This is a genomic window from Streptomyces sp. NPDC002838 (assembly GCF_040295365.1).
Classification (GTDB): domain Bacteria; phylum Actinomycetota; class Actinomycetes; order Streptomycetales; family Streptomycetaceae; genus Streptomyces.
The window spans coordinates 100,804-123,713 of the sequence record NZ_JBEOVF010000026.1 but is presented as its reverse complement, the minus strand read 5'-3'; the positions used below and the strand labels follow the sequence as shown (position 1 = coordinate 123,713).

General features: G+C 68.6%; 18 protein-coding genes, 1 tRNA gene and 5 pseudogenes. 12 read left to right on the top strand and 12 right to left on the bottom strand.

Annotated elements, in window-relative coordinates:
- Positions 1–28: 28 nt before the first annotated feature.
- The 8 genes and pseudogenes from ABT063_RS29655 to ABT063_RS29620 all read left to right on the top strand — a co-directional run bounded on the left by ABT063_RS29655 (position 29) and on the right by ABT063_RS29620 (position 9,715).
- Positions 29–2,581, top strand: a complete 2,553-nt coding sequence (locus ABT063_RS29655; RefSeq protein ID WP_351062437.1) for a GH32 C-terminal domain-containing protein — start codon at positions 29–31, stop codon at positions 2,579–2,581.
- 285 nt (positions 2,582–2,866) lie between these two features.
- Positions 2,867–3,238: pseudogene (locus ABT063_RS29650) on the top strand (phosphotransferase); the annotation flags it as partial.
- 131 nt (positions 3,239–3,369) lie between these two features.
- Positions 3,370–4,623 (top strand): annotated as a pseudogene (locus ABT063_RS29645) (IS256 family transposase).
- Positions 4,624–4,734: 111 nt separating this feature from the next.
- Positions 4,735–5,430, top strand: coding sequence for an alpha/beta fold hydrolase (locus ABT063_RS29640; RefSeq protein WP_351062436.1), 696 nt, complete (start codon positions 4,735–4,737; stop codon positions 5,428–5,430).
- A 155-nt stretch (positions 5,431–5,585) separates the two neighbouring features.
- Positions 5,586–6,129, top strand: a pseudogene (locus ABT063_RS29635) (phosphotransferase); the annotation flags it as partial.
- 124 nt (positions 6,130–6,253) lie between these two features.
- Positions 6,254–6,754 carry a GNAT family N-acetyltransferase gene (locus tag ABT063_RS29630; RefSeq protein WP_351062434.1) on the top strand — a complete coding sequence of 167 codons (501 nt, stop codon included), beginning with the start codon at positions 6,254–6,256 and terminating at the stop codon, positions 6,752–6,754.
- A gap of 276 nt (positions 6,755–7,030) precedes the next feature.
- Complete coding sequence (locus ABT063_RS29625) at positions 7,031–9,031, top strand: alpha/beta fold hydrolase (protein WP_351062432.1); 2,001 nt, start codon at positions 7,031–7,033, stop codon at positions 9,029–9,031.
- Positions 9,032–9,115: 84 nt separating this feature from the next.
- Complete coding sequence (locus ABT063_RS29620) at positions 9,116–9,715, top strand: sugar O-acetyltransferase (RefSeq protein WP_351062431.1); 600 nt, start codon at positions 9,116–9,118, stop codon at positions 9,713–9,715.
- Between the two features lie 542 nt (positions 9,716–10,257).
- Here the strand turns inward: ABT063_RS29620 and ABT063_RS29615 are convergent.
- The 4 genes and pseudogenes from ABT063_RS29615 to ABT063_RS29595 form a co-directional block, all read right to left on the bottom strand.
- A complete protein-coding gene (locus tag ABT063_RS29615) occupies positions 10,258–10,776 on the bottom strand; it encodes a nucleotidyltransferase domain-containing protein (protein WP_351062429.1) in 519 nt (172 codons plus the stop codon).
- Positions 10,777–10,861: 85 nt separating this feature from the next.
- Positions 10,862–11,412 (bottom strand): annotated as a pseudogene (locus tag ABT063_RS52340) (hypothetical protein).
- A 57-nt stretch (positions 11,413–11,469) separates the two neighbouring features.
- Positions 11,470–11,862 (bottom strand): site-specific integrase, encoded by a 393-nt coding sequence (locus ABT063_RS29600; RefSeq protein WP_351062425.1) that lies wholly within the window; start codon positions 11,860–11,862, stop codon positions 11,470–11,472.
- A gap of 98 nt (positions 11,863–11,960) precedes the next feature.
- Positions 11,961–12,728, bottom strand: a complete 768-nt coding sequence (locus ABT063_RS29595; protein WP_351062423.1) for a site-specific integrase — start codon at positions 12,726–12,728, stop codon at positions 11,961–11,963.
- 1,370 nt (positions 12,729–14,098) lie between these two features.
- On the opposite strand from ABT063_RS29595, the gene ABT063_RS29590 reads away from it, so the two are divergent.
- Both ABT063_RS29590 and ABT063_RS29585 read left to right on the top strand, forming a co-directional pair.
- On the top strand, positions 14,099–14,428 hold the full coding sequence (locus ABT063_RS29590) for a helix-turn-helix transcriptional regulator (RefSeq protein WP_351062421.1): 330 nt from the start codon (positions 14,099–14,101) through the stop codon (positions 14,426–14,428).
- Positions 14,418–15,635, top strand: coding sequence for a tyrosine-type recombinase/integrase (locus ABT063_RS29585; protein ID WP_351062419.1), 1,218 nt, complete (start codon positions 14,418–14,420; stop codon positions 15,633–15,635). Before ABT063_RS29590 ends, ABT063_RS29585 begins: the two co-directional genes overlap by 11 nt.
- Positions 15,636–15,734: 99 nt before the next feature.
- On the opposite strand, the gene ABT063_RS29580 is transcribed toward ABT063_RS29585, so the two are convergent.
- The 7 genes from ABT063_RS29580 to tdh all read right to left on the bottom strand — a co-directional run bounded on the left by ABT063_RS29580 (position 15,735) and on the right by tdh (position 20,823).
- Positions 15,735–15,808 (bottom strand) — tRNA-Pro (locus ABT063_RS29580).
- Positions 15,809–16,025: 217 nt separating this feature from the next.
- Entirely contained in the window at positions 16,026–16,385 is a 360-nt protein-coding gene (locus ABT063_RS29575; RefSeq protein WP_351062417.1) for an MmcQ/YjbR family DNA-binding protein, read from the bottom strand.
- A gap of 30 nt (positions 16,386–16,415) precedes the next feature.
- A complete protein-coding gene (locus ABT063_RS29570) occupies positions 16,416–16,985 on the bottom strand; it encodes a GNAT family N-acetyltransferase (protein ID WP_502990909.1) in 570 nt (189 codons plus the stop codon).
- Positions 16,985–17,575 (bottom strand): helix-turn-helix domain-containing protein, encoded by a 591-nt coding sequence (locus ABT063_RS29565; RefSeq protein ID WP_351062414.1) that lies wholly within the window; start codon positions 17,573–17,575, stop codon positions 16,985–16,987. Before ABT063_RS29565 ends, ABT063_RS29570 begins: the two co-directional genes overlap by 1 nt.
- 35 nt (positions 17,576–17,610) lie before the next feature.
- Positions 17,611–18,513 carry a LysR family transcriptional regulator gene (locus tag ABT063_RS29560; protein WP_351062412.1) on the bottom strand — a complete coding sequence of 301 codons (903 nt, stop codon included), beginning with the start codon at positions 18,511–18,513 and terminating at the stop codon, positions 17,611–17,613.
- Positions 18,514–18,566: 53 nt separating this feature from the next.
- Positions 18,567–19,760, bottom strand: coding sequence for a glycine C-acetyltransferase (locus tag ABT063_RS29555; protein WP_351062410.1), 1,194 nt, complete (start codon positions 19,758–19,760; stop codon positions 18,567–18,569).
- Positions 19,761–19,794: 34 nt separating this feature from the next.
- Positions 19,795–20,823, bottom strand: a complete 1,029-nt coding sequence (tdh, locus tag ABT063_RS29550; RefSeq protein WP_351062408.1) for an L-threonine 3-dehydrogenase — start codon at positions 20,821–20,823, stop codon at positions 19,795–19,797.
- 211 nt (positions 20,824–21,034) lie between these two features.
- On the opposite strand from tdh, the gene ABT063_RS29545 reads away from it, so the two are divergent.
- A complete protein-coding gene (locus tag ABT063_RS29545) occupies positions 21,035–22,096 on the top strand; it encodes a YihY/virulence factor BrkB family protein (protein WP_351062407.1) in 1,062 nt (353 codons plus the stop codon).
- Between the two features lie 47 nt (positions 22,097–22,143).
- Positions 22,144–22,251, top strand: a pseudogene (locus ABT063_RS29540) (DUF4235 domain-containing protein); the annotation flags it as partial.
- Positions 22,252–22,315: 64 nt separating this feature from the next.
- Here the strand turns inward: ABT063_RS29540 and ABT063_RS29535 are convergent.
- Positions 22,316–22,903 (bottom strand): GAF domain-containing protein, encoded by a 588-nt coding sequence (locus ABT063_RS29535; RefSeq protein ID WP_351062405.1) that lies wholly within the window; start codon positions 22,901–22,903, stop codon positions 22,316–22,318.
- Positions 22,904–22,910: the final 7 nt, after the last annotated feature.

Below are 22,910 nucleotides of genomic sequence, written 5' to 3'. Positions count from 1 at the left end.
CCGACGAGCCGCGGGACTAGGAGACACCATGAGCTCTGCACGCGTATCCCGGCATGCCCGCATACGGATGATGGCGGCGGTGGCGACCGTCTGCGCCCTGTCGGCAGCGCCGCTCGCCCCCCAGGCCGTCGCGGCCGACACTCCGGCGTACACCGAGACCTACAGACCCCAGTTCCACTTCACTCCGCAGAAGAACTGGATGAACGACCCCAACGGCCTCGTCTACTACAAGGGCGAGTACCACCTCTTCTACCAGTACAACCCCAACGGCAACTCCTGGGGCGACATGTCCTGGGGGCACGCGGTGAGCCGGGACCTCGTGCACTGGGAGGAGTTGCCGCTCGCCCTGTCGCACGACGACGAGGAGATGGTGTTCTCCGGCAGCGCGGTCGTCGACTGGAACAACACCACCGGTTTCGGCACGAAGAAGAACCCGCCCATGGTGGCGATCTACACCAGCGCCTACAAGAACGGCGGCAAGCAGGCCCAGTCGCTCGCCTACAGCACCGACCGCGGCCGCACCTGGACCAAGTACCAGGGCAACCCCGTCATCGACATCGGCTCCAACAACTTCCGCGATCCCAAGGTCCAGTGGTACGAGCCGACCAAGAGCTGGCTGATGACGGTGTCGCTGTCCGCCGAGCACAAGGTGCAGTTCTACTCGTCCAAGAACCTCAAGGACTGGAAGCTCCAGAGCGAGTTCGGGCCGGCTGGTGCGACGGGCGGCGTGTGGGAGTGCCCCGACCTGTTCCCGCTCGCGGTCGACGGGGACAAGAACAACATCAAGTGGGTCCTGGTCGTCAACATCAATCCCGGTGGTATCGCGGGCGGTTCGGGCTCGCAGTACTTCGTCGGCGACTTCGACGGCAAGAAGTTCACCGCCGAGGACAAGGGCACCTACACCCCGCCCACCGGCACGGTGGTGCAGGACTTCGAGGGCACCGACTTCGGTTCGTGGACGACGACCGGAACCGCGTTCGGTCAGGGACCGGCGACCGGGGCGGTGGACTGGCAGGGGGCGGTCACCGGCTTCGACGGCAAGGGTCTCGCCAACAGCTTCCACGGCGGCGACGGCGCCACCGGCACCCTCACCTCCCCCTCCTTCACCGTCAACAGCCCCTACCTGAACTTCAAGATCGGTGGCGGACGGCACCCGCACGAGGCCGGAACCGTCCTGGACACGACTCCGCCCGAGGGGACGGTCCTCGCCGACTTCGAGGGCGGAACCTACGGCGACTGGACGGCGACCGGAGACGCCTTCGGCACCGCACCGGCCACCGGCACCCTCCCCGACCAGGGACAGGTCTCCGGCTTCCTGGGCAACGGACTGGTCAACACCTACCTGAACGGCGACTCCACCACGGGCACCCTCACGTCGCCCGAGTTCACCATCGACAAGAAGTACATCAACTTCCTCATCGGCGGCGGCAACCACCCGGCTGACTCCGACAACCCCACCGCTGTCGAGCTCCTCGTGGACGGCCAGGTCGTCCGCAGCGCCACCGGAAAGGACGCCGAGGCGCTCGACTGGGCCTCCTGGGACGTCAGCGGCCTCGCCGGCAAGAAAGCGCAGATCAGGATCGTCGACGACAACACCGGCGGCTGGGGCCACCTCAACGTCGACCACATCGTGCTGTCCGACAGCCAGGCCCAGCGCGTCTCGCAGGAGACGTCCGTCAACCTGATCGTCGACGGCGAGGTCGTCCGCAGCGCCAGCGGCGCCGACAGCGAGACCCTGGACTGGACCTCCTTCAACATGCGCCCCTACCTCGGCAAGAAGGCGCAGATCCAGATCCGCGACATGAACACCGCCGGGTGGGGCCACGTCATGGCCGACCAGTTCACCGCCGCTGACAAGCCCGCCCTCTCCGTCGTACAGCGCGCCGACTGGACCGACTACGGCAAGGACTACTACGCGGCGGTGTCCTGGGAGAACGCACCGGGTGGCAAGCGCTACATGATCGGCTGGATGAACAACTGGGACTACGGCCAGTCCATCCCCACCTCCCCCTGGCGCAGCGCGCAGAGTGTTCCCCGGGAAATGGCACTGCGCACGATCAACGGCCAGGTCCGGCTGATCAGCAAGCCGGTGGGCAGCCTGGAATCCCTCCGGACCAAGCGCCCGGCCACGGCGTCCGGCGTCACCGTCAAGAGCACCTCCAAGCCCCTGACCGCGGCCAAGGGCAAGGCACTCGACATTGAGGCGACCTTTTCCCTCAAGGACGCCGACCGCTTCGGCCTGAAAGTGCGCACCGGCGCGGGAGGCCAGGAGACCGTCATCGGCTACGACACCACGACCCAGGAGCTGTACGTCGACCGCACCCGCTCCGGCGCCGGGGACTTCAACAGCACCTTCCCCGGCGTCCAGACCGCACCCCTCGCGGCCAAGAACGGCAAGGTCAAGCTGCGCATCCTCGTCGACTGGTCATCCGTCGAGGTCTTCGGCGGCAACGGCGAAGCCGTGATCACCGACCAAATCTTCCCAGACCCCTCCAGCACCGGCGTCGAGGTCTTCGCCGAAGGCGGCACCGCCACCCTCAACCACCTGCAGGCTTGGCAGCTGAAGTCCATCTGGCGGTGACAAGCCCCGGGTCCGTGCGCCGGTCGGCCAGGAGCGGCTTCCGGCGCGCGGCTCTCGGCGAGGCAGGCGGCAAGAAAGGGGCGTGGAAGCAATCCCCACCAAACCTGGCCCGCACCGATGATGCCAGCCTGTGTCTCTTCCTCCCTTCGCAGGACGGCCGAGGGGGAACCAGGCACCGATGGGCATTGCCGTGCGGTGCACAGTTCAGGAAGTGAGGATGGTGAGCGGCACTGAGTGCTGGGCGTCACAAACGCCCGGGTCAGCGTCCGACTACCGTGGCTCCGCATGACCCATACCGAGATCGACATCACCGCAGATCTGGTCCGGGATCTGCTGCTCGACCAGCACCCCGACCTGGCCGGTCGTCCCCTGAAGCTCGGCGCGCGTGGCTGGGACAACCAGCTGTGGCGGCTCGGCGACGACCTCGCCGTCCGGCTGCCCTGGGCGACGCAGTCCGCGGACGCCCTGCTGCGCAAGGAGCACGCCTGGCTACCCGCTCTCGCCCCGCGCCTTCCCCTGCCCGTTCCCGTCCCGCAGCGCCTCGGCGAGCCCTCCGAGCGGTTTCCGCGACCCTGGATCGTCACCACCTGGGTGCCCGGCTCGCCTGCCGACCGCGCTCCCGCCACACGTGCCGCGGAGGCGGCCGGCACCTTGGCCCCCGCCTGAGCAATGCTCATGACCTGTGGATCGGGGCTCGGGGAGCACGCAAAGGGCGTACCTTCCCGAGTGATCGATTGAAGGTCACCGAGTAGGCCCGCGTTCGCAGCGCGGGTAGGGAAGGCACGCCCGTGCTCAGCGTAGTCAATGCCGATGGCAAACACCCCGAACATCTCCCTGATCGACGAGATCGTCCGTGAGGGGGCGAGGCGGATGCTCGCCGCCGCCCTGGAGGCTGAAGTCAACGCCTATATAGCCGAGTTGGCCGACCAGCGCGACGAGATGGACCGACGCATGGTCGTGCGCAACGGCTACCACCAGCCGCGGAAGGTCACCACGGCCGCCGGGACGGTTGAGGTCAAGGCCCCGCGTGAAACGACAAGCGCGTCGACGAGACCACCGGAGAGCGCAAGCGGTTCGCCTCGGCGATTCTGCCGCCGTGGTGCCGCAAGTCCCCGAAGATCAGCGAGGTGCTGCCGCTGCTCTACCTCCACGGCCTGTCCTCCGGGCACTTCGTGCCCGCACTCGAGCAGTTCCTCGGCAGCTCGGCCGGCCTCTCACCGGCTACCGTCACCCGGCTCACCCAGCAGTGGCAGGCCGACCACAAAGCCTTCGGCGAGCGCGACCTGGCCGGATCCGACTACGACTACGTCTGGGCCGACGGCATCCACCTGCGCATCCGCCTCGCGGAAGCCAAGTCGTGCATCCTGGTTGTCATGGGAGTGCGCACGGACGGCACCAAGGAGCTGATCGCGATGGCCGACGGTTACCGCGAGTCCGCGGAGTCCTGGGCCGACCTGCTGCGGGATGCCGCCCGGTGCGGCATGCGCACCCCCGTCCTGGCTGTCGGCGACGGCGCACTCGGCTTCTGGAGGGCCCTGGCCGAGGTGTTCCCCGACACTCGCCATCAGCGGTGCTGGGTTCACAAAACGGCCAACGTCGTCAACGCCCTGCCCGCGTCGGCCCAGGCCGGCGCCCGCAAGGCCCTCCAGGAGATCTACAACGCCGAAGACCGCGAGCACGCCGCCAAAGCCGTCGCCGCGTTCGAGAAAGCGTACGGCGCGAAGTGACCCAAGGCCGTCAAGAAGATCACCGATGACGTCGACGAGCTGCTGGCTTTCTACGACTTCCCCGCCGAACACTGGATCCATCTGCGGACGACGAATCCCATCGAATCGACCTTCGCGACGGTGCGCTTGCGGACCAAGGTCGCCAAGGGAGCAGGCAGCGCGGCCGCCGCTCTCGCGATGGTCTTCAAACTCGTCGAGTCCGCCCAGGCGCGCTGGCGATCCGTGAACGCACCCCACCTCGTCGCCCTCGTCGGCGCCGGGGTCCGCTTCGAACGCGGCCACCTCGTCGAGCTCTCCGAGACCCTGGCGGCATGAGCAGCCTCAACCGGTCCATGTCTTGTCTCTCATTTTGCTCTGCCGCAAACCTCCACAACAGAACTGAATTCACTTAAGGTTCGGTTAAAGTCGTTGACGAGGAGGTCAACCATGGCGTTTGTTCTCATCCACGGTGCAAGCTTCGGCGCGAACTGCTGGGACGAGCTGATCCCCCATCTCGGTGCGGAAGCGTTGGCAGTCGATCTTCCGGGGCGCGGGAGCAGGGCCGAAGTCGACCTGGGCACGGTCACTCTCGCGGACTGCGCCGATGCGGTCCGGGAGGACGTCGAGGCAAAGGACCTGCGGGACGTTGTACTGGTCGGTCACTCCTTCGCGGGAGTCACGATCCCGCGCGTCCTGGACCTCATACCCGACCGGATCCGCCACGTCGTCCTCGTGTCGGCCGTGGTGCCGACGGACAGATCTCGGGTGCTTGACCAGATCGATCCCGAAGTGCGGGATCTGGTGGAGCAGTCCATCGCCGACGGCGTCTACCACCAGGCCCGCGAGGGCGCCGCCGCAATGCTGTGCAACGACATGGACGAGGCGACCGCCACGTCCACCCTGGACCGGCTTGCCGACGATTCGGCCGCCCTGCTGAGCGAGACCGTGGACCTGAGCGGCTACAGACGCGAGATCCCCCGGACGTACGTGCACCTCACGCGGGACCAGTGCTACGTCGAGGAACTCCAGCAGCGATCCATTGCGCTGCTTCGGCCCGACGTCATCGATCTCGACACCGGTCACATGGCAATGATCAGTGCGCCCGAAAAGCTTGCCTCCGTCCTCAACACCATTCACGGCTGATCGCCGTGTCGGCCTGCGGTTGGCGGACCGTGAACGGGCTTCACCTTGTGGCCCTCGTCCGCGCCGGAGCCCGCTTCGAACGCGGCCACCTCGTCGAACGCCCCGAGACCCTGGCGGCGTGAGCAACCCCAACCGATCCACAGAATTTGACAATTGCTCTGGCCGCCTTCCTGACAGCCCTTCACCGACCTGCCCCCGACGGGGCGCCCGTCGGCCGTGGCCGCGGGGGGGCCACTGGCCGACCGTGCCGAGCAGTTCGCCTCGGCCATCGAGCTGGGGCTGCTCCCCGAACCGGACGCCGTCCGCGCGGTCTGGGAAGACGCCGTTGCCGCGTCCGAGTGGGCGGGCCCGGCGCTGTGGCTCCACGGCGACCTGCATCCTGCCAACGTCCTCGCCGCGGACGGCACCTTCTGCGGTGTGATCGACTTCGGCGACCTCTGCGCGGGCGATCCGGCCTGCGATCTCGCCGCCTGTTGGATACTGCTGCCGGACGGGGCCGCCGACCGCTTCCATGACGCCTACCAGCCGGTGGTGGACGCCGCGACCCTGCGCCGCGCCTGCGGCTGGGCGGTGCTGGCAGCCCTCAGCGGCATCCTCATCGGAGAGGCCGACCTTCACGGCCGCCCCGGCGGCAAGGCCACCTGGGGCCCACCCGCCCACGCCGCGCTGCGACGCCTCACCACAACGATCCGCCGATGAACGCGTCGTCCACCTTCGGTGACAAACGCCCCCAACGCTCGGTTCGTTGAGACAGACCACACCTGTCCGTCTCACGTGATCTCCGTTGCCCTGGATTGGGGAGCGGCGTCGATAGGGTGTCGCCATGCCGTATTCGCCGATGCCGCTCCAACTGGAAACCGCTCGACTGAGCTTGCGTCCGTGGACTGAGTCCGATGTCGACGCCCATCGCGTGCTCGTCGCCGAACGTGGTGGTGGCATGCCGTCGGTCGACGACAACCGGCGGATTATCGAGGATCAGCGCGCTGCGTCGGCACTGACAGGGATTGCTCTTCTGCCCGTCATCCGCCGCGATGTGGGTGACTTCATCGGGTACTGCGGGCTCACTGTCGGTCGGGCTTCCGTTGACGAGCCAGAGATCGCCTACGAGCTGTTCCAGCGCGTGCACGGACAGGGCTATGCCACCGAGGCGGCGTCCGCGGTGCTCGACGCGGCGATCGCGACTGGGCGGAAAAGGCTCTGGTCGACGGTGCGTCCCTGGAATACACCGTCGTTTCGCGTCCTCGAAAAGCTTGGGTTCAAGCGCGACCACGTCTCGACCGAAGACAGCGGCGAACTGGTGTGGCTCACCCGCTTGCTGCCGTAGAAGACGTGTTGCAGTCAGTTCGAACGGACAAGCAGCCCGTCGGGTCGCACAGTTCGCAGCGGATGCCGACAACGCCCGTGCACCGCATCCACGTGCGAGATCTTCCGGCACCGGGGGCGGTTGCTCGGCCAGCGGAAATGCGGATCAGGGCGGATTACTGATCATTTCAGAATGAGATCGGCGTCGGGATCGCTGACGACACATCCCGCCAGGCGCGCAGTCCCTCGGCTCATGGGCCCCTGTCACAGTTCGGGTACGGCAGACAGGATGATCGCCATGATCCACGCCTTGGATGATGCCACCTCGTTCCACGACCTGTTCGCCACACACCCCCGCCTGACCGACTTGGCCCTGGCGCCCGATGGAACGCGCTTGATCGCGTCCGTACAGATCATCAACGACGAGGGAACCAGGCACGTTTCGAGGTTGTGGGAGGTCGACCCCTCGGGCAAGCGCGAGAGTCGCCCCGTGGCCCGGTCCGTGCAGGGTGAGTTCGCTCCCGCTTTCGCTACCGACGGAACACTGCTGTTCCTCTCCGGCCGCGAGAACACAGATTCCGCCGCCGGAAAGAACGAGAGCCAGGGTGTGGGACTGTGGGCGCTCCCGGACCGTGGCCAGGCCAGGCAGATCGCCCACCACCCAGGAGGCATATCCGCCTTCGCCGCTGCCAAGGACGCCTACACCGCTGATCTGCTGCCTGGCGCGGTGAATACCGAGGCATACGCCGAACTCCGCCGTGAGCGCGAGAGCGCCATGGTCAACGCGGTTCTGTACGAGGCGACCACGACCTGCGCCTTTGGCGCAGGCCCCGGCCCCGACGAACCCCACACCTTCGTCCTGCACTCCGACGGGGCTCCGGTGAACGCCGGCAGCCAGGGTCTGGCGGGCACAGGAGATATGGCGCTCTCGCCGGACGGATCGCTGGTGGCCTACACACGGGCCGCGACGGGCCGCGCTCCAGACACGAATGTCGTGGTGGTCGCCGACGCGGCCACCGGCGTCGAGCGCCACACCTTCTCGCGCCCTGGTCATCAGTACTACCGCCTGGCGTTCACCGCCGATGGCTCGGCGTTGGTCTGCCAGCGCCAGCGAGAGGAGACCTACGACACGGAGTGGCGCGTCACGCTGGTCGCGTTCGACCTGGCTTCGGGTGAAAGGACCGACCTCCTGCCGGAGTTCGACAACTGGCCGTGGCCGGGACGGGCGGTTCTCTCGCCGATCCGTGGGGACGCCACGCTGTGGTTCACCGGTGACGAGCGGGGCCACTGCCCGGTCTTCCGCCGCGACGCGGACGGCACGATCACCCGCCTGACCGCCTCCGGCGCCTACGCCTCGCTCTGCGTGTCGCCCGATGGGACCACCCTCTATGCACTGCGCAGCACGATCGACAGCCCGCCTCGAGTGGTTCGGCTGGACGCCGTCGCAGCCGATCAACACCCCGCCTTCCTCCACGCTCCCGGCGACCTCGACTCGCTTCCCGGCACGCTGCCCGAGGTGCACGTCGAGGCGGACGACGGTTTCCCGTTGCGCGCCTGGATCGCGCTGCCCGAGGGTGCCTCGGCCGAGCGCCCAGCGCCGCTGATCATCGCCCCGCACGGTGGACCACAAATGTCCTGGAGCGCCTGGACGTGGTTGTGGAACCCATGGCCGTTCGCGGCCCGCGGCTATGCGGTGCTGCTACCGGATCCGGCGCTGTCCACCGGCTACGGGCAACGCATGCAGGAGCGCGGCCGGGGCCAGTACGGCGGTCAGCCCTACCGTGATCTCATCGCGCTGACGGACGCGGCACTGGCACGCGACGACCTCGACGCGCCCCGGACCGGCCTCGCCGGCTGGTCCTACGGAGGCTACCTGGCCAACCGGGCCGCGACCCTCAACGACCGCTTCAAGGCGATCGTCACCCACGCCGGGATGTGGAACCTCGAAGCATTCCAGATCGACACGGACATGCACGCATACTTCCAGAAGATCTTCGGCGACCCGCGGACGCAGCGGGAACGGTACGAAGCCAACTCGCCCCACTTCCACGCGGCGAAGGTGACCACGCCGATGCTGATCATGCACGGCGGCAAGGACCACCGCGTCCCGCTGGGCCAGGCACTGAGCCTGCACAGCGATCTGCAGCGGCTCGGTGCGCCCGTCAGATTCCTTTACTTCCCGGACGAAGGCCACGCCATCGGGGCGCCGAACCACATTCGCATCATGTACGAGACGGCGCTGAACTTCCTCGACCACCATGTCCTCGGACAGGAGTGGCGGCGCCCCGCCATGCTTTAACTGATGATCTTGTGCCTGACGCGCGGTCAACCGGGGGCGCGCCGGACCTGTACCCGAGGGATTGAACGAAGGGAGCGTTCCGCTGTGACGCATGCTCACGAGGAAGAAGTCCTGGCCCGCATCGCCAAGGGGCTCGTCTACACCGAGTCCGAAGCGGCCTTCCAGGCCCCTCGGCGCCGCACCGAGCAGATCTTCGAGTACAACCACACACCACCGAGCGAAACGGAGAAGCATCGGTCGCTGCTCGTCGCGATCTTCGGCTCGGTCGGTGAACGCACGGTGCTGCTGCCGCCGTTTCACGCCGGGTTCGGCAGCAACGTCCACATCGGCGACGACTTCTTCGGGAACGTGAACCTCACGTTCGTCGACGACGTGGACATCCGCATAGGCAACGGTGTCATGATCGCGCCCAGCGTGACACTGACCACGACGGGGCACCCGGTGCATCCCTCACGACGCGCTGACTTCGGACGGTTCTCGGAGCCGATCGTGATCGAGGACAAGGTGTGGATCGGCAGCAACGCGGTGGTCCTGCCCGGCGTCCGTATCGGATACGGGTCGGTCATCGGTGCCGGCAGCGTCGTCAGCCGCAGCATTCCCCCGATGACCGTCGCGGTCGGAACCCCTTGCCGGGTGGTCCGCCCCATCACGGACGAGGACCTCACCACACGTACCGCCCATTAGTGCCGGTGGCGGAGGACCACGACCACCAGCACCGTCACTCGGGACGGGCAAGCACCTTGGGCCCTGACGGCAGGTCATAGCGCCGGTCACCAGGTGGTGCCGAGGGGCTCCTCAATGGTGGTGCGGATGCGGTTGAAGCAGTTGGTGAGGCTGATCACGGAGAGCTGCTCCTCGTTGAAGGGGTCCACGACCTCCTTCCGCACCTCATGGCCTCGTCACCTTCAGCAATCACGACCGCGTGACCGTCTGACCCGCTCCGCCTGACCGATGCCAGCCACCCCCGGCAAGCGGACGCCGCCTACGAGGACAAGAGCAAAGCATGCCACCGAACGGTCGGCAGGGCCTGCCGGTGGAAACGGCACCGACGAGGCTCGGGCGCTGTCACATCTCGGGCCCTGGATCAACTTCCGTGAAGCCTGCACGCTGCGTGCGACCGATGCCATGACGATCCCTCATCGAAGTTGCCTCGCTGAGGGAAGACCGGGGGCCGAACGTCAATGGCGACAGGCGCTGGGAAAGCGATGCTCGTCTCGCTGACCGGATCAAAAATGAGTGGAGATCCCGAAGACTCGGCGGAGTTGGGCCATGTCGTGACAGTCACGATCGGTTGGCTCATAACCCTGGTGGAAGTAAACCTGCTGCTCAGCTGAGAGACACGGGACGGTCGTTCCGCTGATGACGCCCGTCACAAAGCACGAGGAGGGATACATGAACGGTCGCTCCGGTTCAAACGATGCCTGCGCTGCTGAGCCGTCCTCGGCGAAGACCAGCGGGTGAAGGTCGATCTCTCGGCCGTCCAGATCCGTTACGACGAACCGGATAGGCCGCCAGTCGAGGCTCTCTGCGAAACCCATACCAGACAAGGCTGCCATGACAGCGGCTTCGCCGACGCCCATCACCGCCTGGCCCTGATCTGAGCCGACGGCGGTTACACCGGCAGCACCGTCGAGAACTGCCTGGCCGCCTTCGCCCTGGTCCTGGCGATCGTCAAGCGCAGCGACGACATGCGTGGCTTCGTGGTGCTGCCCAAACGGTGGATCGTCGAACGGTTCTTCGCGCATCTGATGCGCACCCGTCGCCTGGTCCGCGACTTCGAGCGGTGCACCGCCAGCGCCGAGGCGATGATCTACTGGTCGATGATCCTGCTCATGACGCGCCGCCTGGCCCGGTCACGCCCTGTGCGAGCGTGAACCGCCCCGGCTGCCGCGCGGCCAGCCAGCCGCGCGCGACCAGACGTTTTGCCTTCGACCGCAGCGCCTCCACCTTGGCCGGCACCGGGTCCAGGCCGAAGGCGGCCGTCATCTCCTGACAGCTGAGGGGTCCTTGGCCGAGCCGGTGCCGGTCCGTGAGCACCTGCAGGATGCGCTGGTAGTCCGCCGACAGCACCGACCAGGCCAGTCCCTCACGCCACATGGGCACCTGCGACTCGGGCCTCGCAGCCCCCGCCACGACGACGTCTGCTCAGCCCATCCACCGGTGGTCGGCGCTGTCCGGCCGGCCTGGTCGTGGCCGTGCTCGGTCTCCCCGACCGGGGCCAGCACCTCGCCGACCCGCGAGCGGGCGATGGCCCATTCCTTCCAGTCCCGCTCGGCCAGGGCCAGCTCGGCCTGGATACGGTCGGCCTCCTCCCGCAGCTCGTCCACCCGACGGCGAGCGGCGAGCTCGCGCTGTTCCAGCAGCCCCACGACCGACGGCATCCACGACCTCCACAGGAGCGACGACACAATGGCCACCACTCCCACGGGATCGCCGACCTATGCCTGACCAGCGAAAACGCAGTCCTCAAGGCCGGAAAGACAACAGCTTCTGAGGAGTCCTTCGATGCGCTGGTTGTTGATGGACTGCCGGTCGTACAGGCACTTCGCGTACCGGCTCAGCAGGACCTCGACGCTATTGCCGGCCCGCTGGGCGACCTCGGCGGGGTCCGCGCCCGCGCACAGCCAGGTGGACAGCGCCGAGTGCCTCAGGTCGTATGGCCGCTTCGCGAGGGGCGTGTTGGTGAGGGCGGGCGGCAGGGCGAGGGCGCGGGTCTCGTGCCAGACGCGGTGGTAGGTGGTGTAGGCGAGGACTCCGCCGCGTTCGCTGAAGAACAGCCGGCCGTCATCCGCCGTGCCGAAGGTGGCGACGTGCTCGCGCCACAGGGCCACCAGATGCGGGGGGGGGCAGCGGCACCACCCGTGTCTCTCCCGGCGGACGGTTCTTCAGCCCGCGCTCGTCGTGGTTCCGGCCGGTGTCGGTCCACCGTTTACCCGCCTGCGGCAGGTGCGGTGCAGCCCCGACGCCCCCAACCGGTTCGGGGCAGGCGGCAGTCCGGCAGCGCCACCGCGACCGCCTCCTCCGGACGCAGACCCGCGTAGTACATGCCGGCGAAGAACCCGACCAGCCGACGGCCCCGGGCTCGCCGATAGCCGCCCACGTAGGAGACGGCGCTCAGCAGATCCCGTGCCTGGTGAGGGTTGGCCACCACCCGCGGATCCACCGAGACCGACGGCTTGGGCACCCGCCACCGGATCTTCTCCAGCGGATGACTGCCCAGCTCGCCCCGCTCCACGGCGTAGTGGAGCGCGTGCACCAGCACCTTGCGCTTACGGCGCATCGTCTCCACCGCCGCCTCACCGCCGTCCAGCTTGCGGCGCAGCGACTCCAGCACATCCCGCGCCAGGACCGGATCATGCAGGTCGACCAGCGGCCGGGACGCCTTCGCCACCCACTGCAGCACCAGCCGGTCCTCCGCCGGCATCTCCCCCTGTCCCGGCCCGGGTACGACAAAGGCCCAGTGCCGCAGGACACGGCGCAGCAACTGCCCGTTCGACCGGCCAGGAAGGTCCCAGCACATCGCCAACGTGATGGCTGTCAGTGCGTCGCTGACCTCGTCCCGGGTCTTCGCCGCCCGGCCGGGCCAATGCGCCCGCGCGTACTCGGTCGCGAAGGCATACACGCTCAGCTTGGACGGCCCGCGCGGGCCGTACATGGGGCTGGCGCCCTGAGCCAGGCCCGCGCGGATAGCCCACACCAGCTCCGCCCCGAACTCGCCCGCCAGATCCGTGCCCGGCTGTCCCGATCCTGCCGCTCAACACCAATCGGCTGCACCGAGGGTCGGTCCGCCGGCTCTTCGGGGTCTGGTGTAGCACCCCCGTGATGTTTGTTCGGGCCCATTCCCGCCTCCTTATGATCGGCGGGGCATGACTGCCCGGCTGACCCATTCGAACATCCCCCGGCACGAGGGAATTCGGGAGGCACCCGGTTGACGAGTGCGGATTGTCGGACATTCTGCACGCTTCCGACGCCGCTGGTCCCCTCCGGTCCCCGTGTGGCCGGTTCTGCGCCATGACTCACTTTGCGCACTTGTACGCGCCCTCCCGGTCCATCGAGCTGACGTCGTGGCAGGTGCTGCACGCCGCGGCCCAAGGCCCCGGCGCCCAGGATCCAGGCTCTTCACCGGCCGCGAGCCGTTCGAATAGCGCGCGCTGCGGTTCGTTCGGGGCGGACCACCGATGCACGAGCCCCAGCCCACACCGCGCCCCCTCACACTGCATAGAGCCGAAAGATTGGCCGTGGGTCGTGGGAGTCTCCTGGGACTTTTCTGGGACTTCCGGCTGTATCAACGGGCACGAGCGTGAAACAGCCGAAAGGCCATCTGCGCAGGTCAGCGGGGCACAGTCGCCCAGCGTGGCAGGTCAGAGGGTCGGCTGGTCTCTTCCGGGACAACTGACCATCAGGAACGAACAGCCCCACGCAGAGGGTCGCCCACCCTCGGCGCCCATTGGTATCTCCGGAAACCGCTCGCGCCCGGGCACCCAAGGCGTAACGGGCCGATCTTGCCGCTCACAAGCAGTCCATCGACCAGCACCGTGGTACGGACAAGGCGATAGACATGATCGCCGATACACCACTCGGCGGGACGTCGTCCCACTGCTCCAGCTGACGGTCAACGGGCCTCGGTCCAGCAGGGAATGGGCTCATAGGCCCAGCGTCATTTTCCCGGCACTCAGTTTCCCGGTCCTGTCGCTTCCCAGCCCCCACTCACCCTGCGTAGCAGAGAAAGAGCGGCCGTCGACGGCAGGAGTCCTGTGGGACCCTCCTGGGACTTCCGGCTGCGTCAATGGACATGGCAGTGAAACATCCGAATGACCGCCTACCGCCGTCCGACTCGGCGGCAACATAGCCGGGAAACGCCGGTTAGCCAAACCGGCGTTTCCGGAGACGATTTATGACCAACGTCCGCACCCGAGCACAACCACAGATCGAAGCGATGGCGAAGGCGCGTCGCCGCTGCCTGCTGGAAATCTGCCGCGCGTTCTCCGTTCGCGAACTGTGCTGTCCGTCTCTGGACTCTTCCGCAAATCCGTCTAATGTTCCGTACTCCCCGGAGAATAGCCGCACTTGCTCAATGAACCGATAGCAACCATTGCCAACGCCGAACCGCATCGCGAGAAGGAGTCCACAGCGGACCCTGCAGTTGCTCACCATCATGCCGTATCACCTGATAGCCGAGCGCCTCTCCTCACCAGCGCCTGGTATTCAACCAGTGACCTCGCTGCCTGCCTGAGAGTCGACGCCTCAACCCTGCGCCGCTGGCGCACCGCCCAGCCACCCCAGGGGCCGCCATTCGTCACGGTCTCGGAACGCGTCGTCATGTACAGCGCCCTTGACGTCGAGGAATGGCTGCGCCACCGACGTACCGTCCCGACCAACGGACTCAATGGCCGATAAGACCAACATTCCTGTCGGTGTCCGGCTCTCGACCGATATCGAGTACCGTCCTGACCGCCCCACTCCGTATCGGGCGCGTGTCCGGTGGACCGATCCGACCAGCAAGCGCCGCCAGTCACTCTCCGAGGGAAAGGACAGCGAAGAAGAGGCCCAGGAATGGCTCCAGGCCATCATCGAGGCCGCAGAGGCCGGCCTGAGCCCGTCGCTGGCCACCATGAAGCTCGCCGAATACGGCGAAGCGAACATGGACCTCGCCCTGCGCGGCCTGGAGTTGAAAACGCTGGACCCCTACCTGTCGGGGTGGCGGATGCGCGTTGTCCCCGCCCTGGGCCACCTCGCGGTGCGGGTGATCACCAATGGTGTCGTCGACCGCACCGTGCAGAACTGGATCGCCGACGAGCACAGCCGCTCCACGGTGAAGAACACGATCGCCGTCCTGGTCCGCGTCATGGAGCAGGCAGTCCGCGACGGCATCATCAAGGTCAACCCCGCCCGGGTGACCGGCTGGCAGAAGCTCTACAAGCAGGCCGAGGACGAACTCCACGACCCACGGGCGCTGGCCCTGCCCGACTGGGAGACCCTCGTCGCGCTGGCCGACGCGCTCGTTGCCGCCTCCCACGACCAGTACCGCGGCTGGGGAGACGTGGTCGTCTTCGCCGCGTGCACTGCCGCACGGATCGGCGAGGTCTCAGGCTGCCACGTCGGGGACATCGACACCAACCAGTGGATCTGGACCGTACGGCGCCAGACCACACCCGCGCCCGGCGGGCTGACCGACAAGGGCACCAAGGGCAAGCGGGCCCGCAAGGTTCCCATCGTCGAGGAGATCCGTCCCCTCGTCGCTCAGCGTGTCCTGTCCGCCGGCCCGAATCCCGATGCCCGCCTGTTCACCGGCCCTCGCGGCGGACGCATCTCCACCGCCGTCCTGCGCGACGCGACACACTGGGACGACGTGGTCACTAAGCTCGGCTACGAGCACCTGCGCCGCCACGACCTCCGGCACACCGGACTGACCTGGTTCGCCGACGCCGGAGTCCAGGTACACGTCCTCCGCCGGATCGCCGGCCACGGCTCCCTGACCACCACCCAGCGCTACCTACACCCCGACGTACACAAGATCACGGCCGCCGGGGCGGCGCTCTCCGCACACCTCAGCGTGCTCCGCGCACCTCGCTCGCTGCCGAGCCCGATCGTTGTGACCCGCTGACCCCGGTCAAGGGCGCCGGTCCCCAACTGGTCCCCAAGAATGATCAAGGGCCGGTTTCGGACACCTCCGAAACCGGCCCTGACCTGCGACCGTCTTCAGTCGGGACGACAGGATTTGAACCTGCGACCCCTTGACCCCCAGTCAAGTGCGCTACCAAGCTGCGCCACGTCCCGGTGCCCGTCTGACCTGGGGTTTCCCTGGCCGGACGTGCATGGAAACCATACCGCACTCGAGTCGGTGGTCGCGCACCGCTTTATTCGGGGAGGCGCCCCCCTCAGCGCCCCGTGAGCCCGAGCCCCACAAGAGTCCGTGGTAGCCGAAGCCCCCTCCGCCCCGGCTCCCACGCTGCTTCGGATCATGCCACGCGGCACTGACAACGCCGAAGGGATTTCAGTCCGCGGCCGGCAGGCCCAACTCGGGGTGGGCGTCGAGCAGTCGGGGCGGGGCCGCCTGGCGCCAGGAGTCGGTGAGGATGTCCCGCAGTTCTCCCTCGTCCTCCAGCGCGGCGAGGCGGGCCCGCACCCAGGCGAACTGCGCCTCGTGGTCGGCGATCCAGAACTTCTCCGGCTCGGCCAGCACCAGTTCGTCGCGCTCCTCCTTGGGACAGCGCACGGCGATGGAGGTCTCGTCCTCGGGCAGCGTGGCGAACATCTTCCCCGCCACCCGGAACGTGGGCATGCTCCAGGCGATCTTCTCCGTCGTGTCCGGCAGCGACAGGGCGATTCGGCGTACGTCTTCGGCATCCGGCATGACAGGCACCGTAGCCGCTCGCACTGACAATCACCTGGTGAGAGCCTCCGCCGCCGCCTCCACCGGGTTCTCCACGTACGCCACGCCCGCGCCCACGTGCTTGTAGTAGAGCGTCGTCGGTCGCAGCACCCCGGCCGGGCTCGCCGCGTAGTCGGGGATCACTCCGGCCCGGATCCAGCCCGACGAGCGGTAGAGGCGCTCGGCAGGGCTGCCGGTCTCGGTGTCCAGGTGGAGGAGGGTTACGCCGGCGCCCACCGCCGCTTCCTCGGCGGTGGTCAGAAGCGTGCGGCCGAGGCCCTGTCCGCGGGCGTCCCGGTGCACCATCAGCTTGACCAGCTCGGCGCGGTGGCGGCTGTTGGGTTTGTCGGGGAAGGCCAGACTGACCGTGCCGACCGTCCGGTCCCCGTCGCGCGCCGTCCACACGGCGAGTTGCCCGGCGGCCACGGCGGCGACGCGCCCCCTCCACCAGGCGACGGCCGCCGCCCGGTCGAGCGGCGCGAGGAATCCGACCGAGGCTCCGCCATCGACGGTGTCGACCAGCAGATCGGCCAACTCCTCTACATTCGCCGCCAGTTGGGCTCCTTGCGCCCGGGTCACGATCACGGCAGCACCACCGCCAGCGCATACCGCACCTCGTCCGGGCCGGCACACCGGAAGCGCGTCGGCCCCCACACCCGCAGCCGTAGGCAGTCCCCGGTCTCCAGGTGATGCTCGATGTCCTGCGCCGTCACCTCCAGCTCCCCCGCCAGCACCCAGATGTGCTGCTCCAGGCCGGGCACGGGCGGCCGGTCGTAGCCGATGTCGGCGCCCGCGGCGAGCCGTCCCTCGACGAGTTCGCCGCGCAGCCCCGGGGCCGGCGGGGACACGGACCGTCGCACGAATCCGGAGGTGCGGTCCTGCCACACCGGCTGCTCGGCGACCCGCACCAGCAGCGCCGGCTCGGCCTCGACCTCGCTGAGGAGCTGGGACATGGTCCGTCCGTAGACGTGACAGAGCCGGTTCAGGAGGGAGGCGGTGGGGCTGATCTCCGCCCGTTCGGCCCGGGACAAGGTCGAACGGCTGACTCCGCTGTGCTCCGCCAACTCCCCCAACGACCAGCCGCGCTCGGCCCGCAGCGCGGCGAGGCGGGCGCCGAGCCGGGTGTCGACGGGGTCGGGCTCCAGAGTGTCCTCCGCTGCAGTATTTCTCACATCCGGGACGATATCCCAGAAATGAAACGCCTGGGTTACATCCGAGCCGCTCCTTCCAGCGCCTCCAGCACCGGCCGGATCAACGGGTGCTCCTCCGCGCCCCGGCGTACGGCCGCGAAGACCCGGCGAGTGGGCGCGACACCGTCGACGGGGCGGATCACCACACCCGCGAGGTCCATGCCGCGCAGCGCCGAGCGGGGCACGAGCGCGACGCCCGCGTCGGCGGACGCCAGGGCCACCACGGCGCGGAAGTCGTCGGAGGAGTGTTCGAGGCGGGGCTGGAATCCGGCACTCTCGCAGGCGAGGACGACCACGTCGTGGCAGGGGTTGCCGGGGTACGGGCCGATCCACGGATCCTTGGCCAGTTCGGCGAGCGGGACCTCGTCGGCGTCGGCGAGGCGGTGGCTGACCGGGACCACCGCGTCGAAGGGCTCGGCGTACAGGGGGACATGGGACAGGCGCGGGTCGTCGGCGGGCGGGGCTCCGCGGTACTCGACGGCGACCGCCACGTCGACCTGGCGGTCAAGGACCATCGGCAGACTCGCGTCCCCTTCGGCGTCGTGGACGCGGATGCGGATGCCCGGCGCCGACTCGGCGAGGCGGGCCACCGCGGGTGCGACGACCAGGGCGATGCCGGTCGCGAAGGAGGCGACCGTGACCGTGCCGGCCGCGCCCGAGCCGTAGGCCGCGAGTTCGGCCTCGGCCCGCTCCAGCTGGGCGAGCACGGCGTTGGTGTGACTGAGCAGGATCTCGCCTGCCGCGGTCAGCCGTACGCCCTTGGCGCCGCGCTCGACCAGCCGGTGGCCCGTCTCCTGCTCCAGGGCCGTCAGCTGCTGCGAGACCGCCGACGGCGTGAGGTACAGCGCGGCGGCAGCCGCCGTCACCGTGCGGTGGTCGGCCACCGCACGGAGAATGTGGAGCCGCCGCGCTTCGATCATGCGAACGATTATCGCAATACGTCCGGCCGGTCGGTCTTCACCTGCCCGACCGGTCAGTCCCCCAGCTCGGCCCGCGCCGACACGAACGCGTCGACCGCGCGGTTCACGTCGTCCGTGGAGTGCGCGGCGGACAGCTGCACGCGGATCCGGGCCCGGCCCTGCGGCACGACGGGGTACGAGAAGCCGATCACGTACACGCCGCGCTCCAGCAGCAGTTCCGCGAGACGTCCCGCCTTCGCCGCGTCCCCGATCATCACGGGCGCGATGGCGTGGTCGCCGGGCAGGACGTCGAAGCCCTCCTCGGTCATCCGGCGGCGGAACAGGGCGGTGTTCTCGGCCAGCCGGACCCGCAGGTCGTCCGCCGACTCCAGCAGGTCGAGCACCTTCAGGGAGGCGGCGGCGATCACCGGCGCGAGGGTGTTCGAGAAGAGGTACGGCCGTGAGCGCTGGCGCAGGAGCGCGACGATCTCGGCGCGGGCGGCGACGTAGCCGCCGGAGGCTCCGCCGAGCGCCTTGCCGAGGGTGCCGGTGATGATGTCGACGCGGTCCATCACGCCGTGCAGTTCGGGGGTGCCGCGGCCGCCGGGGCCGACGAAGCCGACGGCGTGCGAGTCGTCGACCATGACCATGGCGTCGTAGCGGTCGGCGAGGTCGCAGATCTCGCGGAGGGGCGCGACATAGCCGTCCATGGAGAACACGCCGTCGGTGACGATCAGACGGCGACGCGCGTCGGAGGCCTCCTTCAACTTGGCCTCCAGATCCGCCAGATCGCGGTTGGCGTACCGGAAGCGGCGGGCCTTGCACAGCCGGATGCCGTCGATGATCGACGCATGGTTCAGCGCGTCGGAGATCACCGCGTCCTGCTCCCCGAGCAGCGTCTCGAACACACCGCCGTTGGCGTCGAAGCAGGAGGAGTACAGGATCGTGTCCTCCTGGCCGAGGAAGGCGGACAGCCGCGCCTCCAGCTCCTTGTGCACCTCCTGCGTACCGCAGATGAAGCGCACGGAGGCCATGCCGTAGCCCCAGCGGTCCAGGGCCGCGTGGGCGGCGGCGACGACCTCGGGGTGGTCGGCGAGGCCGAGGTAGTTGTTCGCGCAGAAGTTGAGCACCTCGCCGGGGCGACCGCCCTCGGTGACGTGCACGGTCGCGGACTGCGGGGTGCCGATCACGCGCTCGGGCTTGTGCAGGCCGGCGGCGCGGATCTCGTCGAGGGTGGTGCGCAGGTCGTCGCGCACGGAGTCGAACATGGGGAAACTCCTAAGTGCTTAGGCCGTAAGGGAGTTACGCGGCCCAGTCGAGGATGACCTTGCCGCCGCGGCCGCTCGCCGCGTCGGCGAACGCCGCCTCGAAGTCGCGGTAGCCGTACCGGCCGGTGATCACGGGGGCGAGGTCGAGGCCGCCCTCCAACAGGACCGACATCGCGTACCAGGTCTCGAACATCTCGCGACCGTAGATGCCCTTGATGGTGATCATCGAGGTGACGATCCGAGCCCAGTCGACCGGGAACTCCTGGGACGGCAGGCCGAGCATCGCGATCCGGCCGCCGTGTGTCATGTTGGCGATCATGTCGCGCAGCGCCTCGGGACGGCCGGACATCTCCAGCCCGATGTCGAAGCCCTCGCGCAGACCGAGTTCTCGCTGCCCGTCGGCGATGGTCGCCCGCGACACGTTCAGCGCGAGGCTCGCGCCGGTCTTGCGGGCCAGCTCCAGGCGTTCCTCGCTGACATCGGTGATCACGACATTGCGGGCGCCCGCGTGCCGGGCCACCGCGGCGGCCATCAGCCCGATCGGGCCGGCGCCCGTGATCAGCACGTCCTCGCCGACCAGCGGGAAGGACAGCGCGGTGTGCACCGCGTTGCCGAACGGGTCGAAGATCGCCGCCACATCGAGGTCCACCGGGACGCGGTGCACCCACACATTGGACGCGGGCAGCGCCACGTACTCGGCGAACGCCCCGTCACGACCGACACCGAGTCCGACGGTCGCCCGGCACAGATGCCGCCGCCCGGCCTGGCAGTTGCGGCACTTGCCGCACACCAGGTGGCCCTCGCCGCTGACCCGGTCGCCGGCCTTGACATCGGTGACGTCCCGGCCGATCTCGACGACCTCGCCGACGAACTCGTGCCCGACCACGAGCGGGGTGCGGATCGCCTGCCGCGCCCAGCCGTCCCAGGACCGGATGTGCAGATCGGTGCCGCAGATGCCGGTGCGCAGCACCTTGATCAGTACGTCACCGGCGCCGACCACCGGCTCCGGCACGTCCGCGAGCCACAGCCCGGGTTCCGCCTTCTCCTTGACCAGCGCCTTCAACGCTACGGCTCCTGAGGTGAGACCCCGGACCCGGGCATGCCGAAGGAGCCCGCGTTCGGGGAGAGGGGTGGTATCGACTGGCAATCTGCCGTACGAGGCCGCCCCCGGTCCATCGAGGTTTTCTTAAGCGGCGCCACAGCTTTCCTTCACGCGGGCACCGATGGATTCTCCCTGCGCGTATGTGTGGTGCTCAGCCGGATACTCGGGCGGAATGATACGGACACTGAAACGGCATGGAAGGCACGGCGCGGCCGGCCAGAAGGCCGATGCCGTGCGGGCACGGGAGGCACCGGAGACGGGGCCGGACGAGCGGGTGGAGCAGCAGGCGCCGGACACTCCGACCGATCTGCCCAGGCGCTCCTGGGGGGCGGTGCTGAAAGGCACCCTCAAGGAGTTCAAGAAGGACGAGCTGGCCGACCGGGCCGCGGCGCTGACCTATTACGGGATCCTGGCGCTGTTCCCGGCACTGCTCGCGCTGATCTCGCTGCTCGGTGTCGTCGGCCGGTCGGCGACGCAGCAGGTGCTGGACAACATCCAGAATCTCGCCCCGGGCGCGGCGCAGGACGTTCTGCGCAACGCGGTGGAGCAGTTGCAGGGCAATGCCGGGATCGGCTCGGTCATGGCGATCGTGGGTCTGGTGGTCGCGGTGTGGTCGGCGTCCGGCTATGTCGCCGCGTTCATCCGGAGCGCGAACGCGGTCTACGACGTCCCCGAGGGCCGTCCGGTGTGGAAGGTGCTGCCGGTACGGGTCGGGGTGACCGTGGTGCTGATGATCCTCACCGTGGTCAGTGCGCTGATCGTGGTGTTCACCGGCGGTCTCGCACGGGAGGTGGGTACCGCGCTCGGGGTCGGTGACACAGCGCTGACGGTGTGGTCGATCGCGAAGTGGCCGGTGCTGGTGCTCCTGGTCACGATCATGATCGCGATCCTGTACTGGGCGACGCCGAACGCGAAGGTCCGCGGCTTCCGCTGGATCACGCCGGGCAGTTTCCTGGCGCTGGTGATCTGGATGATCGCCTCGGCCGGGTTCGCGTTCTACGTGGCGAACTTCGCCGCGTACAACAAGACCTACGGCACGCTCGCCGGTGTGATCGTTTTCCTGGTGTGGCTGTGGATCACGAATCTGGCGATCCTGCTCGGTCTGGAGTTCGATGCGGAGCTGTCTCGCCAGCGCGCTGTCGCGGGCGGTCACCCGGCCGAGAAGGAGCCGTATGTGCAGCCGCGCGACACCCGGAAGTGGGACGAGGAGGACCGCCGCCGCCTTGAGTCCTGAGGTGGTGGGTCACCGACCCCGGCCCGATGGGAGAGGGCCCTGGGGACCGCACCTGGCGCGAGGTCCTGTCGGCAGCGGTCCTTGAGGGAAAGATCTTCGTCGGTGTCAAAGCCGCCGTCGACCGCGGCGGTACCGTCGGCGCCCGCCGCCTCACCCGGCACCGGGCCCGGCTGGCCCTCCCGTCGACGTCCGCCGCTGCCCCGGCCCGGGGGCGGAGCGTCAGATCAAGAGTCCGCCGTCCTCCCGCCGCTCCAGCCGTACGACGAGCTCGGCGGCCGCCGACTTGATGGTCTCCAGGCCGGATCTGCCCCAGGGCCGCGGTTCGATGTCGGCGACGCACACGGTACCCAGCACCATGCCTGTGCTGTCGACGAGGGGCGCGCCGAGATAGGAGCGGATGCCGAACTCGTCGACGATGGGGTTGCCCGCGAACCGCGGATAGTCGCGTACGTCCTCCAGCACCAACGCCTTGCGCCGGACCACCACATGGGGGCAGAACCCGTGGTCGCGCTCCAGGTGGCGACCCAGCTCCGGGGTGCTCTCCTCGGTGTCCGCCGACAGCCTGACGGTCGGCCTGATGGCCGGGACGTGCAGGCCCGCGAAGAACTGCCGGTGCTCGTCGATGAAGTTGACCATGGCGTACGGCGTCCCCGCGCACTCGGCGAGGCGGGCCGCGAAGGCGTCGAGGGCGGGCTCCGGGTGCTCTCCCAGCCCCAGTCGGCGCAGGCGCCGTACCCGGGCGGCGGCCTCCCTGTCCTCGGGGGTGAGCAGCAGTCGACCGGCCGGGCGGGGCAGGTCGTAGCTCATGGGCGAA

What these genes read in the sequence shown, in the direction of transcription:
- ABT063_RS29655 (WP_351062437.1), top strand. Translation starts at nt 29, where the DNA reads ATGAGCTCTGCACGCGTATCCCGGCATGCCCGCATACGGATGATGGCG.
- ABT063_RS29640 (WP_351062436.1), top strand. Translation starts at nt 4,735, where the DNA reads ATGGCGTTTGTTCTCATCCACGGTGCAAGCTTCGGCGCGAACTGCTGG.
- ABT063_RS29630 (WP_351062434.1), top strand. Translation starts at nt 6,254, where the DNA reads ATGCCGTATTCGCCGATGCCGCTCCAACTGGAAACCGCTCGACTGAGC.
- ABT063_RS29625 (WP_351062432.1), top strand. Translation starts at nt 7,031, where the DNA reads ATGATCCACGCCTTGGATGATGCCACCTCGTTCCACGACCTGTTCGCC.
- ABT063_RS29615 (WP_351062429.1), bottom strand. Translation starts at nt 10,776, where the DNA reads ATGCGCGAAGAACCGTTCGACGATCCACCGTTTGGGCAGCACCACGAA.
- ABT063_RS29585 (WP_351062419.1), top strand. Translation starts at nt 14,418, where the DNA reads ATGGCCGATAAGACCAACATTCCTGTCGGTGTCCGGCTCTCGACCGAT.
- ABT063_RS29575 (WP_351062417.1), bottom strand. Translation starts at nt 16,385, where the DNA reads ATGCCGGATGCCGAAGACGTACGCCGAATCGCCCTGTCGCTGCCGGAC.
- ABT063_RS29560 (WP_351062412.1), bottom strand. Translation starts at nt 18,513, where the DNA reads ATGATCGAAGCGCGGCGGCTCCACATTCTCCGTGCGGTGGCCGACCAC.
- ABT063_RS29555 (WP_351062410.1), bottom strand. Translation starts at nt 19,760, where the DNA reads ATGTTCGACTCCGTGCGCGACGACCTGCGCACCACCCTCGACGAGATC.
- ABT063_RS29545 (WP_351062407.1), top strand. Translation starts at nt 21,035, where the DNA reads ATGATACGGACACTGAAACGGCATGGAAGGCACGGCGCGGCCGGCCAG.
- ABT063_RS29535 (WP_351062405.1), bottom strand. Translation starts at nt 22,903, where the DNA reads ATGAGCTACGACCTGCCCCGCCCGGCCGGTCGACTGCTGCTCACCCCC.